The 18360-nt window shown below is 36.3% G+C and carries 13 protein-coding genes; 1 reads left to right on the top strand and 12 read right to left on the bottom strand.

The features are described 5' to 3' along the window. Nucleotides 1–6: 6 nt before the first annotated feature. The 4 genes from J3U50_RS02575 to hisS form a co-directional block, all read right to left on the bottom strand. Nucleotides 7–1173 (bottom strand): CDP-glycerol glycerophosphotransferase family protein, encoded by a 1167-nt coding sequence (locus J3U50_RS02575; RefSeq protein ID WP_191978839.1) that lies wholly within the window; start codon nt 1171–1173, stop codon nt 7–9. A gap of 65 nt (nt 1174–1238) precedes the next feature. After that, nucleotides 1239–2117 (bottom strand): YitT family protein, encoded by an 879-nt coding sequence (locus tag J3U50_RS02580; RefSeq protein WP_034530752.1) that lies wholly within the window; start codon nt 2115–2117, stop codon nt 1239–1241. A gap of 90 nt (nt 2118–2207) precedes the next feature. Beyond that, entirely contained in the window at nt 2208–3989 is a 1782-nt protein-coding gene (gene aspS, locus J3U50_RS02585; RefSeq protein ID WP_301945505.1) for an aspartate--tRNA ligase, read from the bottom strand. Between the two features lie 23 nt (nt 3990–4012). Beyond that, complete coding sequence (hisS, locus tag J3U50_RS02590) at nt 4013–5302, bottom strand: histidine--tRNA ligase (protein ID WP_054608210.1); 1290 nt, start codon at nt 5300–5302, stop codon at nt 4013–4015. Nucleotides 5303–5650: 348 nt separating this feature from the next. On the opposite strand from hisS, the gene J3U50_RS02595 reads away from it, so the two are divergent. Then, the gene (locus J3U50_RS02595) at nt 5651–6499 is read left to right on the top strand and encodes a fructosamine kinase family protein (RefSeq protein ID WP_301945506.1); all 849 of its coding nucleotides are present in this window, start codon (nt 5651–5653) and stop codon (nt 6497–6499) included. On the opposite strand, the gene J3U50_RS02600 is transcribed toward J3U50_RS02595, so the two are convergent. The 8 genes from J3U50_RS02600 to J3U50_RS02635 all read right to left on the bottom strand — a co-directional run bounded on the left by J3U50_RS02600 (nt 6496) and on the right by J3U50_RS02635 (nt 18248). Beyond that, nucleotides 6496–7125 (bottom strand): HAD-IA family hydrolase, encoded by a 630-nt coding sequence (locus J3U50_RS02600; protein ID WP_301945507.1) that lies wholly within the window; start codon nt 7123–7125, stop codon nt 6496–6498. The two genes, J3U50_RS02595 and J3U50_RS02600, sit on opposite strands and share 4 nt — an antisense overlap. Nucleotides 7126–7167: 42 nt before the next feature. Further along, nucleotides 7168–7614: a D-aminoacyl-tRNA deacylase gene (gene dtd, locus J3U50_RS02605; RefSeq protein WP_054608213.1), complete on the bottom strand. Its 447-nt coding sequence runs from the start codon at nt 7612–7614 to the stop codon at nt 7168–7170. A 10-nt stretch (nt 7615–7624) separates the two neighbouring features. Further along, the gene (locus J3U50_RS02610; RefSeq protein WP_054608214.1) at nt 7625–9853 is read right to left on the bottom strand and encodes a bifunctional (p)ppGpp synthetase/guanosine-3',5'-bis(diphosphate) 3'-pyrophosphohydrolase; all 2229 of its coding nucleotides are present in this window, start codon (nt 9851–9853) and stop codon (nt 7625–7627) included. 43 nt (nt 9854–9896) lie between these two features. Then, nucleotides 9897–10640 carry a 16S rRNA (uracil(1498)-N(3))-methyltransferase gene (locus J3U50_RS02615; RefSeq protein ID WP_054608215.1) on the bottom strand — a complete coding sequence of 248 codons (744 nt, stop codon included), beginning with the start codon at nt 10638–10640 and terminating at the stop codon, nt 9897–9899. Continuing rightward, a complete protein-coding gene (prmA, locus tag J3U50_RS02620) occupies nt 10641–11525 on the bottom strand; it encodes a 50S ribosomal protein L11 methyltransferase (RefSeq protein WP_054608216.1) in 885 nt (294 codons plus the stop codon). Nucleotides 11526–11600: 75 nt separating this feature from the next. Continuing rightward, on the bottom strand, nt 11601–11930 hold the full coding sequence (locus J3U50_RS02625) for a hypothetical protein (protein WP_034531650.1): 330 nt from the start codon (nt 11928–11930) through the stop codon (nt 11601–11603). A gap of 178 nt (nt 11931–12108) precedes the next feature. Further along, the gene (locus J3U50_RS02630; RefSeq protein WP_054608217.1) at nt 12109–12849 is read right to left on the bottom strand and encodes a hypothetical protein; all 741 of its coding nucleotides are present in this window, start codon (nt 12847–12849) and stop codon (nt 12109–12111) included. A 359-nt stretch (nt 12850–13208) separates the two neighbouring features. Next, nucleotides 13209–18248, bottom strand: a complete 5040-nt coding sequence (locus J3U50_RS02635) for a bifunctional glycosyltransferase/CDP-glycerol:glycerophosphate glycerophosphotransferase (RefSeq protein ID WP_301945508.1) — start codon at nt 18246–18248, stop codon at nt 13209–13211. Between the last annotated feature and the right edge of the window lie 112 nt (nt 18249–18360).

Raw genomic sequence — 18360 nt, forward strand, 5'->3', positions numbered from 1 at the left:
CTTCCTTTACTTTAAAGTTTTAATATATCTGTCGATTACTCGACTTGTTGCAAAACCATCATTGTACTTGTTCCAATGGTGATTGAAATTGGTAAAATCTGTTTGTTTATCTTCACTAATTGCTTTTCTTAAATCATCCAAGGATGTAATTGGGTTTGTAGGTAACCAATTCAATAAATCATCTTGAATCCCTGGATTTTGTTTATATTGGTCTAAATCAAACATAAAGAACAATAGAGAATGTGCATTAGGCAGTAGTGAATAATCAAAAGCAACTGATGAATAGTCAGTTACCAAGGTATCAGTTACAGCCAACAAATCTGTGGTTGATAATTGATTTGAAAACATCACGTTTGGATTCTTTGATTCCTTTTGCAATTTTTCTTCTAAGTCCTTTAGAAGTGGGTGTAGTTTTACGACTACCATTGCATTAGGATCATTTGATAAGGCCTTAATAACACCCTTAGGTGGATTAAATGACCTTCCCTCATCACGATATGTTGGTGCGTATAGGATTACTCGTTTGTCCTTTAATTGGGGAGCAAAACTATAAACACGTCTTCTGGCAATATTCTGCCATTTTTCCTTAAATAATCTATCAGATCTTGGATAACCAATCATCTTCATTTTATCAAAGGAAACATGATAACTGTTCTCAAACACATGCCCCATTGTTTCGGAAGCAACAACGTATTCATCAAAACTGTTATAAACCTTTTGAAAACGACGTTTGTCGGAAGCACTTCTATCCTTAGTAGAAGCATCTTCCCAGCCAAACTTCTTAATTGCTCCGTTGGCATGCCATAATTGAACAACCTTTAAATCCTTTGGATGGGCAATGCCCCCCATGAATGGAAAGTAATTGTCACAAAAGACAACGTTACTTGCCATTATCTTTGGAATTAAATCAAATATTAATTTGAAACCATCCCTAAATAAGACGGTCTTAATTCCATATGCAGCTAAATCAGTCGCAGCTGCTTCGCTTGATGATTCATAATATACATATAGCCTTTTATTTTTTGGCAATCGACGAGCCATCGATTTAATTAATCCAAGATTATTATCAAAGCTCATTATGTAAATTACATTCTCTTTTTTTCTGAAATAAAATAGTAAAGATACTATCTTAATTAAAAATATATACATAACCTTCAAAACAGATCCCACCATATTTAAAAACTATCACACAATCCAGTATTATATCACACTTAATGTATAAAAATTATTACATTTAACTATTCAACCTTGTGTTCATAGAAATGCCCCATAATAGTAGATGCTTCAGTCACACTTGCAAATGCGTGTTCATCCGATTCATCTAAAGCTTCCTGTAACTCAGATAGTTCATATCTTGAAATGGTCGTAAATAGAATTGTTTTTTCATCATGCTTGTACGCACCCTCAGCACCGTGAATGATGGTAATTCCACGCGGAATGTGGTTTTGAATACTATCAATCACCGTCTTTGGATGATCGGTTACAACCAACACCTGCATTCTTTGTTGACGGGTGTAGGCAAAGTCGATTGCCTTAGCATTTACCACGATACCAATTGCTGAGTAGAATGCATATGGCCATCCATACGTAAATCCAGCCGCGGTAATAATGAAGATATTGAAAGCAATGTTAATCGTTCCAATACTCCTCCCCGTCTTTCTTCTGATAACGATTCCTAAAATGTCCAATCCACCCGTAGAAATCTCGTTTTTCAAACTCATCCCAGTTCCAAAACCATTAACTACACCACCAAAGATGGCACAAATCATTGGATCATTGGTTAAATACACCGGATGCAATGACTTAATCATAAAACTGGCTAGAAAGACAGTTAAGATGGTAAAGCAAGTAAATTGATGACCGATTTGTTTCCAGGCCAGTATAAAAAATGGAATATTTAATACAAATAAACCAATCGAAGGAGAAATGGAGAATGGTAAAAATCTCCCGGATAAAGTATTAATCAACTGTGATAAACCAGTGAATCCAGATGAGTAGATTTTACCTGGTGTCCAGAAAAAATTCATGGCAATTGATACCATGATTCCGTACATAAAAGCAGTTGATGCTTTCGCTAAGTATTGATGTCGTCTTAAAATCCTTTGAACATCGTCCATAAGTTTCATAACCTCTCATTTAATATGAAAATAGTATAACATAAATACGGATTAAAAAAAGACTTCCATAATGGAAGTCTTTCTTTATTATTAAGCTTCTGGTTCGTCTTCAGCTTCTAGTCCTAAGTCATCTAATTGTTTCTTAGAAACAGGTGCTGGAGCGTTAGTCATTGGTTCAGTAGCCTTTGAATTCTTAGGGAATGCAATAACATCTCTAATGTTTTCAGTTTGTGCTAATAATCTAGCAAAACGGTCTAAACCGATAGCTAAACCACCATGAGGTGGGAAACCGTAGTCTAAGGCGTCTAGGAAGTAACCAAATTGTTCTTGGGCACTTTCTCTAGTAAAGCCTAAGGCCTTTAACATCTTCAATTGTAGTTCCTTAGTATGGATACGGATTGATCCACCACCAAGTTCAAGACCATTCAAGATAATGTCGTAACTTTGAGCGTGAGCCTTGTGAGGATCTTCGCCGTCGTTTAGGTAATGTTCATCACCTTCGTTAGGCATTGTGAATGGATGGTGAGCTGGAACCCATCTGTCGATACCTTCGTCGTAGTCAAATAATGGCCAGTCAACAACCCATAAGAAGTCAAAGACGTCAGATGGAATCATGTCTTGTTCCTTAGCGATTGCACATCTTAGGTACCCTAATGTGTCAGCAACAACCTTGTCTCTGTCAGCAGCGAATAGTAATAAGTCGCCTGACTTAGCTTCAGTAGCTGCAAGCATTTGGTCAACAACATTTTGGTCATCAAAGAACTTAGCGATTGGTCCAGTTAAACCATCATCAGTAACCTTCATCCAAGCAAGGCCCTTGGCACCAAATCTTTCTACGTATTCAGCATACTTATCAATGTCTTTTCTTGAGTACTTGTCAGCACCGCCAGGAACGGCAATTGCTTTTACCTTACCGCCGTTTTCGATTGCGCCACTAAATACCTTGAAGTTAACATCTTTAACGATGTCTGATAGATCCTTTAGCTCCATACCAAATCTAACATCTGGTTGGTCGGTACCAAAGCGATCCATTGATTCTTGCCAAGTAATGCGCTTGAATGGAGCCTTGATATCGATGTTTAAAGTATCCTTCATTACCTTAACGATTAAACCTTCAGTTAGGTCTTGGATATCTTCAGCATTTAAGAATGAAGTTTCCATATCGATTTGGGTAAATTCTGGTTGTCTGTCACCACGTAGGTCTTCATCACGGAAACAACGAGCAATTTGGTAGTAACGGTCAAAACCTGAACCCATCAATAATTGCTTAAATAATTGTGGGGATTGTGGTAGTGCGTAGAATGAACCATGGTAAAGTCTTGAAGGAACAAGGTAATCACGAGCACCTTCTGGAGTTGAAACTGTTAAGTTAGGAGTTTCAATGTCGATAAAGCCATTGTTGTTAAAGTATTCGTGAACTGCTTGAGTAATCTTACTTCTTAAGATAATTCCACGTTGTACTTCTGGACGTCTTAAGTCTAAGTATCTGTACTTCAACTTAGTTTCTTCTGAAGCTGTGATGTTGTCCTTAATATCAAATGGAGGGTTTTCAGACTTATTTAAGATTTTTACTTCTGAAACAGCAATTTCAATCTTACCAGTGTTAATGTCTGGGTTAACTTCCTTTTCACTTCTGGCAACTACAGTTCCCTTTACTTCGATTACATATTCATTTCTTAATTGATCAGCGATTGCCAATGCATCAGCACTGTTCTTGTCACTAAATACTAGTTGGACAATTCCTTTACGGTCTCTTAAGTCAACGAAGATTAATTTACCTAAGTCACGACGTTTGGCAACCCATCCGTCTAAGCATACTTCTTGGTTTAAGTAGCTTTCGTCTACTAAACCACAATAAGTTGTTCGGTTCATAATATCTCTCCTAATCTTATTCTTTATTTAAAGTTCTTTGAAATTAATTCTGCAAAGTTATCTTTTACTTCATTAATATCTACAGTAACTTCGTTTCCATCAGCCATGTTCTTAACATGAATGGTGCTTGATTCTAGTTCTTTATCACCTAATGTTAAGGTAAACTTAGCATCTAGCTTATCGGCACTCTTGAATTGTGCCTTTGGCTTACGTGCTAAGTAATCTTTATCAGCCTTAAAGTCTTGCTTTCTTAAAGCTTGAACAACCTTAAGTGCTTCAACACTAGCATCGTCACCAATTCCAACTACATAGGCGTCTAAACCAAATGTATCTGGGAATTGGAAGTTCTTTGAATCCATAAGTAGTAGTAATCTTTCTACCCCTAGACCAAATCCAACACCTGGCATTTGAGGACCACCTAGTTCTTCAACTAAGCCATCGTATCTACCACCGGCACAAATTGTAGTGTAGCCTTCACCTAATTCCTTAGCGTTGGCCATGATTTCAAAGATTGTGTGGTTGTAGTAGTCCAATCCACGAACCATAGTGTGATCAACATCGTATTTGATGCCTAAATCATCCAATAGTCTAGTTACCTTATCGAAATGCTTTTGAGCATCATCAGTTAGGTAATCTAGAATTGATGGAGCACCATCAACGATTAGTTGGTCTTCTGGTGCCTTACTATCTAGAACACGTAATGGATTCTTGTGTAGACGTTCCTTAGAATCATCACTTAGTTCTTCAAAGTGTGGTTCCAAGTAGTCAATCAATGCTTGACGGTAGTCAGCACGAGTTTGCTTATCACCTAAAGTGTTAATAGCCACTCTTAAGTCATCAATTCCTAGATTTTGTAGGTAGTTAACGGCCATTGAAATAACTTCAACATCTAATTCTGGTGATTCACTACCGAATGCTTCAACACCGATTTGGTGGAATTGACGTTGACGACCAGATTGAGGACGTTCGTATCTAAACATAGGTCCCATGTAATACATCTTAACTGGCTTAGGTGTGTCTGGACCGTATAGTTTATTTTCAACAAACGCTCTAACTACCCCAGCAGTTCCTTCTGGTCTTAAGGTAATATGACGATCTCCCTTATCGTGAAAGTCATACATTTCTTTTGTAACAATATCTGAAGTTTCCCCTGATGTTCTTGAGAAAACATCGAAGCTTTCAAACATTGGTGTTCTTATTTCTTGATAACGATAAGCCGCAAACAACTTTCTAGCTGTTTCTTCAACAAATTGCCATTTTTCAGAAGTTCCTGGCAAAATATCTGCGGTTCCTTTTGGACGTTGATATCGCATGATAATCCCTCCGCAAACTTTAATAACTGAATAAAAAAGCCCCTGTCTAAATAAAATCATTTAGACAAGGGCGCAAAAAGCACGGTACCACCTTTTTTTAACTCTTATGTAACGTATAATTACGAATGGCTTAGCCATTAGCCTCAAAAGTGTCTTTCCAGGATTTCTTTCGTCGTTATTTCACCAAACTAACGCTCTCTTATACCTAAGAAAATTCCGTACTCTTCTTTTTTCATCAGCGAGTATTCTATTCATGTTTTAGATTAATGTAATTTACTTAAAAAGTCAAGAACTCACATATTTTGCTTCATTCTAAATCCATTGTAGAATGGAATCGAGGTGATATATATGAAGCAATTAACACAAGATTGGCTTGAACAATTACCAATTAAAAACGTAACTAAACTAACCCCTGTCTCGGGTGGTGATATCAATGATTCATATGAAATCATTGCTGATAACCAAAAATACTTTATGAAAGTCCAACCCAATAAAGGAAAGGAATTCTTCGAACACGAAGTCGAAGGAATCAAACTGATTGGTCAATACGCGACCGTTCCAACCATTATTGACTATGGTGAAATTGATGGTGATGGCTTTCTAATTCAAAAATGGATGAACCTATCACCATTTGGTGATCAATATCAATTAGGTCAAATGTTGGCTAACATTCATAAGCACCACAATGACCGTTTTGGTCTAGACAAGGACTTTAAACTAGGTCGTGTGCCAAAGACGAACACATGGCAAGATAATTGGACCGACTTCTTCATCAAACAACGTTTGAATCCTTTAATGGATATGGCCATTAAAAGCCGTGAAATTTCCAAAGAAGATTTAAACCACTTCGATAATCTAAAAGAATCTTTCAAAAAGGATATGGATAACCATCATAGTGATGCATCCATTCTTCATGGTGACCTATGGAGTGGGAACTTCTCATTTCTAGAAGACGGCAATCCAATCTTGATTGACCCGGATGTCTACTATGGTGACCGTGAATTCGACATTGGTGTGACTACCGTATTTGGTGGCTTCAATGCCGACTTCTACGAAGGTTACAACGATACCTATCCACTAGACACCGGATGGAAGAGAAGAATTCAATACTATCAATTCTTCTACCTACTTGCCCACTACGTCATGTTTGGTGGCGGATATGGATTAGAAGTAAAGAGTATTCTAAGCCAATACTAGTCATTACGATGTAAGAAATCATAATAGTTGTTGATTGTCATTTCGGGGTTCCCAGTGGAATTAATCATTCCATCTGGATCAAATAAACAGGCTTTGATTCCAGCATTATGAGCGGCGTCAACGTCTAGCTTTCTGTCACCCATGAACATGCAATCATCACGATTAATATCATTATTTTTAATTAAATAATTAGCCGCTTCTGGATCAGGTTTTCTCTTGAAAGCCTGATTTTTTGTCACCATTTCGGTGAAGTAATCCTTTAATCCGGCATCTTCCAACATTGCAATGGAATCATCATCACGGTGAGTTAGTAAAAAGTTTCTCCCGCCATCGTCGACATTTTGCGCTAACACCTTATCTACATTCATAAAGATGTTGGCGTCTTTGACATTTTGTTTTTCGTATTGGCGATACTTGTCATTAATTGTGTCTGCATCAATATTGAAATGAGCAGCGTACTTTTGCACACATGTGGCTAGTGAGTGGCGACGCATCACCTGATTGATTTCATAATCGTCAATTTCAAACTCGTCAATTCTCATATCAATTAAGGCATCAACAAATGCTTCTACCATAATTGGATATGTATCCATAATTGTTCCATCAAAATCCCAAATTAAATCCATGTCTTTCTCCCCTAATTAAAAAAGAGCTTTCACAAGCTCTTTTTATTTGTTTTCTGTATCAAAAATAATTGTAAACGGACCGTCGTTTTGCAAATCAACTTGCATGTCTGCGCCAAAACGTCCAGTTTCAACATGATTACCAGCATCCCTTAAAGCTTGGTTAAACTGGTCATACATATCAGATGCAAAATCTGGTTTGCCCGCCTTGGTGAATGAAGGACGATTACCCTTCTTGGTATCAGCATACAAAGTAAATTGGGATACTGATAATATTTCACCATTAATTGATTGTAAGCTCAAGTTAGTCTTACCGTCTTCGTCAGCGAAAATGCGTAAGTTACTAATCTTTCGCACTAAATAATCAATATCGTCTTTGGTGTCGCCATCTTTAATACCAACTAATAGCAAGTAACCTTGGTTAATTTTACCAACTGGTTCGTTATCAATTGATACGCTCGCATGACTGACTCTTTGAAGTACAACTCGCATAATTAGCTCCTTACATAAATGGTCTTTTTACTACGTAAACATCAGGAATATTCTTCAAGTGGTCAATAATCATATCCAATTGTTCTAGATTACGAACACCTACCTTCAATGAAATAACGGCAGTCTTATCGTGATCCACTTTTCCTTCAATTGAATTGATTTGTTTGCAAATGGTGCTGACCTTCTTGATAACATCATTTAACAAGTTATTACGGTTGTATCCTTGCACTTCGATGTTAGCACTGAATGAAGCATGATTATCTGAAGCGATATTCCAAGTAACGCTTACCAAACGTTCGTCGTTATCGTTGATGTTTGGACAGTCCTTACGGTGAACAGATACCCCACGTCCTTTAGTGATGTATCCAACCACTTCATCACCAGGAACAGGTGAACAACAGTGACTTAGTCGAACTAATAGGTTGTCAACACCTTCGATTACAATTCCATCAGAAGGTTTCTTGTTCTTATTAGTCTTGTTGACCTCGTCGGTTGTCTTTTCAATTGTTTGGTGGTTTTCCAAAATATCTTTTTGTTGTTGTTCAATTCTCTTCTTTTCAGCTTCATCTCTGATGCTGGCGGTTAGAATATTAACAATTCCGTTTGGTTGTTTATTACCAAACCCGATTTCAGCAAACATATCATTAACTTGGTTGTAATATGTTCCCTTGATTGCATCTTCAAGATGTTCTTTGGTCATGATTTCATTAACATCATAACCGGCATCCTTAACCGCTTTGGTCAAGATTTCTCTTCCGGCGTTGACGTTTTTTTCACGATCGCGAGTCTTGAAGTATTGACGAATCTTGTGCTTAGCACGACTTGTCGATACCAAGCTAATCCAGTCTTGGCTAGGTCCAGCAGAACTGGATGAGGTCATGATTTCAACGATATCACCGGTTTGGATTTGGTAATCCAATGGTTCGATTTTACCGTTAACACGGGAACCAACTGTGTGATTACCAATATCAGTATGAATTAAGTATGCCATATCCAGTGGACCGGCACCCTTTGGCAATTCCAAAACATCCCCTTGTGGAGTGAATGCATACACGTGATCACCAAATAGGTCACCCTTTACGCCATCCATAAAATCAGAAGCACTATCGGTATCTTCTTGTAGTTCAATAATGCGCTTAAACCAGTTCAAACGATTATTGTCTGAAGATTCCTTAACTTCATCTGTAGCTCCTTCTTTGTAAGCCCAGTGAGCAGCAACCCCATATTCAGCGATTTGATGCATTTCCTTGGTTCTGATTTGAACTTCTAATGGACGTCCACCAGGTCCAACAACAGTGGTATGCAAGGATTGGTACATATTAGCCTTAGGCATCGCAATGTAGTCCTTAAAACGACCCGGCATTGGTGACCACTTAGTATGAATAGCACCTAGGACTGCATAACAGTCCTTGATGGAATCAACAATGCATCTAACGGCCAATAAGTCATAGATTTGTTCGAATTGTTTCTTCTTAATAACCATCTTGTGGTAAACGGAGTATAAGTGCTTAGGTCTACCATAGACTTCCACATTCTTAAGTCCCATTTGTTTAACTTGTTGGTTCACTTCTTTAACGGCTTCATTAATATATGAAACACGTTCGTCTCGCTTAGAGTTCATTAAGTGAACAATGCGGTAATATTGTTGTGGGTTAAGGTATCTAAGTGAGATATCTTCTAGTTCCCACTTAATTGTCCCAATCCCCAAACGATCGGCAAGTGGTGCGTAAATTTCCAATGTTTCATTAGAAATACGACGTTGCTTTTCTGGTTTTAAATGCTTTAGTGTACGCATGTTATGCAAACGGTCAGCCAATTTAACAATCATGACACGAATATCCTTACACATTGCTAATAATAGCTTACGGTGGTTTTCGGCCAATTGTTCTTGGTTCGATTTGTACTTAATCTTACCAAGCTTGGTAACTCCATCTACAATTAGTTCGATATCGTTACCGAATAATTCAGCGATATCTGATAATTCTGCTCCGGTATCTTCAACAACATCGTGCAATAGGCCCGCACTAACGGTTTCTGGGTCCATTTTTAATGTTGCTAGAATACTAGCTACTTGAATTGGATGAACAATATAAGGTTCTCCGGATTGTCTAAATTGGTCTTTATGACAAATTGACGCAAATTCGTATGCTTTTTTAACAATTCCTACATGTTGTTCATTCATGTAACTGGAAATTTCTTTAAATAAGTCTTCTTTAGACCAAATCTTATGTTCAGACATTTCCAAAACCTTCTTCCAATCATTTATTTTCTATATTCTATCATTAATTTAATGAGTTTAATTCCATATGAACTGATAAAGCTGATAAAAAGTAAAATGGTGCTGTTTCAGTTCTTAAAATTCTAGGGCCTAGTCCACAGGTCAAATATCCCATTGACTGCAAAGTTTCTACTTCTTTGGGAGATATTCCTCCTTCAGGTCCAAAGAACATTGCGACACTTTCAGCTGGTTTGGTTTGATCTAGTGTCTTAATTAAATCTGATTTTTCACCATGCTTAGCTGATTCTTCGTAAGCAATTAAACGGTGATCAAAGTCGTAGTTGTCTAGTTCTTTGATTGAGTTAATATATTCAACTTCTGGAATCACATTTCGATGCGATTGTTCAGCTGCACTTCTAGCGATTTTTCTAAAACGTTGTAATTTCTTTTCGGCCTTATTATTCCATTTAGCAATAGCCCAATCCGTTGGGGTAAAGATAATCTTTTTCACCCCTAATTCGGTGGCTTTTTGAACCACTAGTTCGGCCTTTTCCTTCTTTGGTAAACCACAAATAATAACCGCATCAGCTGGTAGTTCAACATTCTTATCAGATACTTCAACTACTTTAGCTAGATTGTTCTCATTATCGATTAATTCGGCAACAAATAATTGGTGGTTACCGTCAACGATTTCAAAACGATTCCCCTCTGTGGAACGTAAAACACCCATGAAGTGATGAGCGATATCAGCACTAACCTCAAACTCAGTATCATTACTCAATATTTGGTCTGTAAAGTAGTGTTGCATCTATTCATCATCCCTTCTTAAATGTGCTGTAATTCCACACCAATCACCTAACATTGATACTTGATCAATCACGAAATCATTGTCATTAAGTGTTTGATTGGTAATATCTAGTTTTTCCTTAATAATACCGGAAATGATAATTTGTCCGCCAGGATTTAGATTATTAACTGCTTGTGGAATTAAAGGTAATACCGCTTCTGGAAGCATGTTAGCAAAAATAATATCTACCTTCTTAGTAATGCCATCCAATAAACTGTTCTTACCAACTTTAATGTCGTCAGCAAAGCCATTTAAGGCCACGTTTTGTTTAGCAGATGTAACGGCATCGTCATCATAGTCATAGGCTTCAATATCAGCAGCACCTAGTAGTTTGGCACCGATACTTAAAACCCCAGAACCAGTTCCAATATCTAGAATGCTTTGACCTTCTCTAATGATGTTTTCAATTGCTTGAAGACATAAAACAGTGGTTGGATGTACCCCAGTACCAAATGCCTTCTTTGGATCTAATTTGATTACCAACTCATCATCTGATTCTTTCTTATAATCTTCCCATACTGGTGAGATTGTTAAGAACTTGGTAATACGTTTGGCATGGTAGTACTTTTCCCATTCAGTGTTCCACTTGTCATCATTTAAATCCTTGGTAACAACCTTACCCATTCCAGGGTTTAGGCCGAAGCTCTTTAATTGATCCACTCTTTCTTGGATTGCTGGCACCTTTGACTTAATGTCAAAGTCTTCTGGGAAATATGAGTTAATACTCAATACTCCATCGTTTCTTGAATCTAATTCCACACCTAGAGATCCAAATTCCATCAAGATGTTAATAACTGCATCTTGAGATTCATCATTTGTTAATACTGATATTTCAGTCCATTCCATTTCAAACACCCCTGTTAACTTTTACAAAAAAGGTGCATCCCTCTTATAGGACACACCCCCGCTTAATTTAGCGTACTATTTCGATTCTGTCTTTTCTTTTTCTTGAATCTTTAGCTGCTTAAGTTTTTCCTCATGTTGTTGCAAGTGAGATTCCAAATAAAGCATCAATGAATTTTCATCCTTAAAAATTCGTGGATGTTTTTGTTTATGAAGTCTTAAATCAATTTCATTAATTTTTTGTCTACCTGTCCATTTATGACCGTATCTGATGATTAAACGGTTATCTAAATGTTTCTTTCCGAATCTAAACACGTAAACGTTATCTGGAGTAAGCAATGGTCTAATGTAAGTCTTTTTGTAGTAGTATCCATTATCTCTTAAAAACTTTTTAGTTCGATTAAGCATTGTTTGTACACCTCCATTTTTTAATATTTTGCAATTGCTTTTTAATAAAGCATAATCTGTCCATAAATCATTCTATATAAATTTTATATTAAGTTTGCTAAATTGTCTACCTATATTATATATAAATAAAAACGCCAAATGTCTGCTGTTTACACAGAAATTAGGCGTTTAAGATTTATTATTTTACTTCTCCAACATCAAGAGCTTGATGCTTTAGTTTGGTAAAGACATGCTTATCAGCGATCCCTGTAATTCCTCCTTGGAAGAAGAATGCGAACAAGGTTCCTAATCCGAAGTTATTAAATTGGTGAGTAATTACAATAGCGATAATTGCCATGATAGTTGGTGGAATGTATGAGAACCACATTGCCTTTGAGGCATTTCCATCACAGTATTTAAATCTTAAAATTTGCATTAAATCATCAGCAGGATGTAGTGCAATGTTAACTCTTTGGTAAATTGAAATTGCAATCGCAATAAATGAAACACCAACGAAGTTAAGTAATACATATGCTAATGTCATTCCAATTCCGTGTGCTTCTGGTAACCAGTTACTTACAACACCGTTGAAATAGTTAATCAATAATGAGAATGGTCCTAAGAAAGCAGCGTTACCAATAACTCTGCTCCAGCTCCATTTTCCAACTAGAATTGAGTTAAGAACTGTAATTAACATTCCTAGTCCAAAGAATGCCCAGAATAAAACCCATTTACCATTACCTAAAACGGCGTATCCTAGGTTGTTTTCAGCAGCTGTCCAGTATGCTGATCCTAGAAATGATGGATGAATTTTGGCACTAGTTACTAGTGTTAAAACATTCCCCAATGAGTTAATAACTAGTGAGATTAAAAAGTAAATAATAGAGCTTGTCCAAGAAATGGTTCTTTTTGACTTAGTAGAACTTGCACTAATTTGCATGATAGAAATACCCCTTACCTGTAAAATTTTAATATTATTTTTAATTGTGAAAAATTTATCTAGCATTTGAAAGCTAATCAGCTATCAAAAACTTAGTGCAATAAAGCACAAACTTAATTAACAAGTAAATAATAACACGAAATATTATAAAATCAAGTTAATTACCTCGCATATCAATTGGTTTGATATGTCTTTGTAAATGATTTTTGTAATAATCATCACTTGTTTTTTGTTTGTGAACTTTATAACAAAATAAATTATAAACCATTTTAAAAATAAAATAAACCCCTTTCATAAAAAAGCTCAATCTTTTTTCAATAAAAAAGAAGCATCAACGATAAACCGTTGATGCTTCAATCTTATTTTCTTAATTCTTCTGTATTAATCCAGTAATTATGGTTGTCTAAACTTACTAATGCGTATTTAGGACCTAAGAATTCTTTGAATTCTCTATCACATAATTGAGCTGTCTTAATTATTTTCACTTTTCTATCACCATCTAGATACTTAACAAAATGATTATCACGATAGTTAGCGAAGTCCTTGCTTTTTGCCCAAAGTGTTGCACAGTCTTTAGCAATCATTTGATCACTCAATCCTTGTGTTGATAAATCATCATTGTAGAATGTTTCAAGACTGTGATCACTTAGCATCTTTTCAACAGAACGTTTAGATGCATTGCCATCCATCCAAGCTGAATACTTCTTGTAGAATGATTCATACTTATCATCAGGAGTCCATCCATTGTTGAATATATCATCAAGACTTTCAATTACTTCATCGTTAGTCTTAACGATTGGACCTGGTGCTTCCTTAATGAAGTCAAAGTAGAATCCACGAATGGCATTCGCATAATCTTCTAAGTCATAAGTAAAGAAGATCATTGGACGTTTTAATGTCGCATAATCAAACATTACTGATGAGTAGTCAGTAATCAATACGTCACTGATTAGATACAATTCAGCAATATCAGGATAGTTGCTTACGTTTAGTGCGAAACCTTCGTAATCACTTAAATCTAAATTATTAGAGATTAAGTAATGAGTTCTTACTAATACGTATGCCTTACCTTCATAGCGTTCACGTAGCTTTTGTAAATCAAGGTGTAACTTGGCAGTGAATTCATCGTTTTTAATATATTCATTATCACGCCAAGTTGGAGCATACAAGATAACCTTCTTGTTAGCTTCAATACCTAGATCTTCCTTGATTTCTTCGATATCACTAGAGGTATGGTTTACCAGAATATCATTTCTTGGGTATCCGTCCAATTGAATTTGACTAGCTTGCATTCTAAAGCAGCGTTGCATGATTTCTGCTGAATACATGTTAGGTGCAATCAATCTGGTCCATCTTCTGTTATCCTTAAAGACTTCTTCGTGGTACTTCGCAACGTTTACACCAGGCATTGTTACCTTCATGACGTCGGCACCAATGGTCTTTAATGGTGTACCATGCCAAGTTTGTAATACGACAGTGTCCTTACTTGGGTGCCATCTAAATGGACGACGTGAATTGGTTACCCAGTACTTAGCTCTGGCTTGTTTTAAAATTCCCTTGAAACCAAATCTGGTTACATAAGGAATTTGGTTTAATTCAAAGAATTCACGCTCTTCCTTATTTACGTTCCAGTATAGTTTGAATCCAGGGTAATTGGCTTTCATGTATTCATAAATTGCCTTAGGATTATCTGAATATTGAGTTCCAAAGAAACTATCGAAAATCACGATATCCTTCTTAGTAAGACGTTTTGATAGTTCATTTAACAACTTAGCTTGGAAGAAGTTAGTATTCCAGAAGTGACCAATCTTCTTAAATAACAAGCTCTTGGCTGGTTCTTGGTCTAGATCTTCTTTTTGAGTAGCCAACACTGTTTCAACAACTTGTTGAGTGGCATCCCCGTTTCGACCATATTGTGCAAATTCGTCACAGAATGTTTCCATTTGGTCTGCATAGTTGTCTGCAACTGAATCGATATGTCTGATTCGATCAATCAATTCATCTTCTGTCTTAACAATTGGTCCAGGCATTTGCTTGTAGTAATCCAAGTAAACACCACGGTTAGCTTCATCTAGGTACCAGTCAGCATCGTATGCATAGAAAATCATTGGACGTTTTAGATGAGCATAGTCAAACATTACTGATGAGTAATCGGTAATCATCGCATCACTGATTAGGTATAAATCATTAATGTTGTCGTAGTCACTAACGTCGTATACAAAACCTGGGTTGTTGTAGAAACTATTTGAGTGAGCTACAAAGTAATGCAAACGAACAAGTAGAATGTAACCATCTGATAGTTTTTCTTGTAGCTTATCTAAATCAAGTTTGAAGTCAAAACCACCATCCGCTCTAAATGTTGGTGCATATAAAATTACACGCTTGTTTAGCGGAATCCCCAGTTTGTTCTTGATTGAATTAATGTACTCCGTATTGTTGTGAGTGTATAGTTCATCGTTTCTAGGAAAACCTGATTTAATAATCTTTTGACTGTAGTTAAATGCATGCTTAGCAGTTTTTTCCATGTAATCAGAAGGTACAACCAAGTAGTCCCAGCGACGGTTTCTCATTGCAAAACGATTTTGTAACTTGTTGGAGCCAAACTTAAAGTGTGGTTCATCAAATCCCATGTGCTTTAAGAATGTTCCGTGAAGTGTTTCCACTTCGATTTGGCCCTTACGCTTAGCGTAACGGTTAGGCATGTTGGTATTTTGAATGATAAATCTAGCAACAGCCAAGTAGTACCAATACTTAAATGTGTTTACGCGAACCTTTTCACCGTCACCAGTAATCTTGGTTTCGATGTTGTTGAAAATCCAAACTGGTTTAATTTCAGGATGATTTTCTTCAACGTATTGGTACATCAACTTTTCGTTACTATCAAACTTACTTGACCAATATGAGTCAAATACCATCACATCTCTAAGTGGTAACAATCTCATCAATGGATATAAAACAGAGTAAGAAATGGCACGTAAGCCCTTCTTAGCATCCATTGCACCAAAGAATGGTTGATTTACCTTGAAGATAAGATTCATGCTCTTATCCTTCTTTACAGCGTAGAAAATTTGAGATTTACCATTGAATGGTAATTCAGTAGTCTTGATTCGACAGTCCTTGGTGTACTTCATGCGGTAAGTATGAGCCTTACCATCTACTTGAAGATAAATCTTAAATTGATAATCACCTTCAAGTAAGTCTAGTTGTTCATTGTCGTTTGAAGTTAGTGCAAAGTCAAAGTCGAAGCTATCACCATTAATTTGGAAATGGTTGGATGACGGATCCAATACCTTTCTAGTTGCCTTGTCAGAACTAATTAATTCAACGTGAGCTTGTGATACCAAGACGCTGCTTGGATCAACAGCTTTGTTCATTTTGGCAGAAACATGTAGAACGTTATTAGAATCAACAGTGACTTTCTTAGCAACAAATGGTGCTTCTTCGATCATTAGTTGCATGTTCAAAATGTCACCATAGAACAATGAAATGGCATCCCCATCATCTAGATTAATTTGTTGATTAATCTTGTTTGAAGAAAATGAGTAGTTCATTTCAGCATGGGTGAAGTTATCCAGAATAACTAACTTAAGTTCTTGGTTACGAGCTTTGTCATTAATTTCTTTAACGTTAAATGCAAAATTGTTCTCGTTTTGATCAATTGAATGAATGGTAGTGCCATTGTCAGACATTAAGACAGCATTGTAACCTGATACATCCATGTTATCAACGTTAAAAATTAGTTCATCTTTATCTTCGCTAACTGTTGGATAACTAATCACAGGTCTTCTATCAGAATCAGAGTTTAAATCAATTACTTCAAAGACTAGTGAACCAACACTGTTAAATCTAGTAATCACTTTTACCCCGTTGTATTCAAACGGTAAAATGGCTTTTTGGGTCAGCTTTTCAATTGGATTAGTAGCAAAATCCTTCACCATGATGTGATTATCAACGGTGTTCTTAATTTGTACCTTCCAAGTTCCAACACCTAAAGTGTCGATTGCTTGTTTGATATTAAACTTAACTTCGTAATCAGCGTTGTTGTACTTAGCATTTGGTTTTAAAGTTCTTCTAACAAAAGGACTTTCGATTCTCTTGATTTGAACCTTAACGGTCTTTTTATTCTTAACATTAATCAAGCTAGCTTGTAGTGATTCGTTCTTGTTACCGTCACCAAATGTTTGTTTAACAAGGTGAAGCTTAGTAATCTTGAAAGCTCCATTGATTCTAATATCACCATTGTCAACATTGGTAAATTCAACGTCTCTGATTTTTTGGTTAAAGCGACTGTTGTTATCGTTTAAATTAACATTATCAACAAGTTCTTTCTTGTTACCTAATTCAGGCGCAATTAGACGGTAGTTTGAACCACCAATTGAATTTTTAAATTCACCAATTTGTTTTTTGTAAGAGATGTCATTAATAACATCGACATCGTTATATCTAATTGCTGAATATAGGATTTGTTGTTTGACTGGCAAACGGTAGAAAATTTCAGAATCCCATAAGTGCCAATCTCTTAGGAACTTGTAAACCATTTCTTGAGCTTGATAGATATAGTCGCTACTATTATCACCTAGATTTTGGGTAAAGATAAATAAGTCTAAGAATAGGGCTTTATATTTAAAGTCTTGAACAAATGAATCTTCTTCACTAAAGCCATTGTTAAAAATTATTTGTAGGGTTCTTCTAAGGGAACTTAGTCGGCTTTCAAAGTTGGAAAGCGCACTTCTTGTTTGTGTAATGGAATCAGCACTTTCACGCCATCTCCATTCGTAAACATCATCTTCTACGACTGAAGTCTTATGTGACTTCAAGTGTGCTTCCATCGAGAATGGAATATCTTCGTAAATAATGCCTTCAACGAACTTGATGCTGTTACCAAGCAAGAAGGAACGCTTGTATAGTTTGTTCCAACTGGTTGTGTCGTAAATCAAGTCATGGTTGGTTGTAATGTGTGTATTATCGTAATCATCGTGCACAGCAAAAGAATGTAGGTATGAATTTTGATAACGATCTTTATCAAATCGCTTAACAAAACCTACAACTAAGTCTGAGTCGTTTTGACGTGCTTTAAACGCCATTGAAGGATAAGCGTTAGCAGGAACAATATCATCACCATCAACGAAGGCAATGTACTTTCCTCTAGCATGCTTCATTCCATAATTTCTGGTGTTACTTAAACCACCGTTTTCTTTATGTAGTGCTCTAAAGCTATTATATTTATTTGCAAACTCATCAATAATTTTGCTTGTATTATCAGTTGATCCGTCATCAATCATCAATACTTCAAGGCTTTCCATAGGGAAATTAGTATTAGCAATGGATGACAAACATTTTTCAATGTAATCTTGTACGTTATAGCAGGCCACTATCACGGATAGATATGGTTCATTCATATTTAAGTGCCTCTCTCATAATATTTTCCAATAAAAAATACCAACTAAAAACTTGGCATATCAGTCTAATAATGTGGCAAACTCTCTCTAATTTACCTATCTGCATTATATC

Origin of the sequence: Lactobacillus sp. B3795 (genome assembly GCF_026535805.1) — a bacterium.
In the GTDB taxonomy this organism is placed as follows: Bacteria; Bacillota; Bacilli; order Lactobacillales; family Lactobacillaceae; genus Apilactobacillus; species Apilactobacillus kunkeei_C.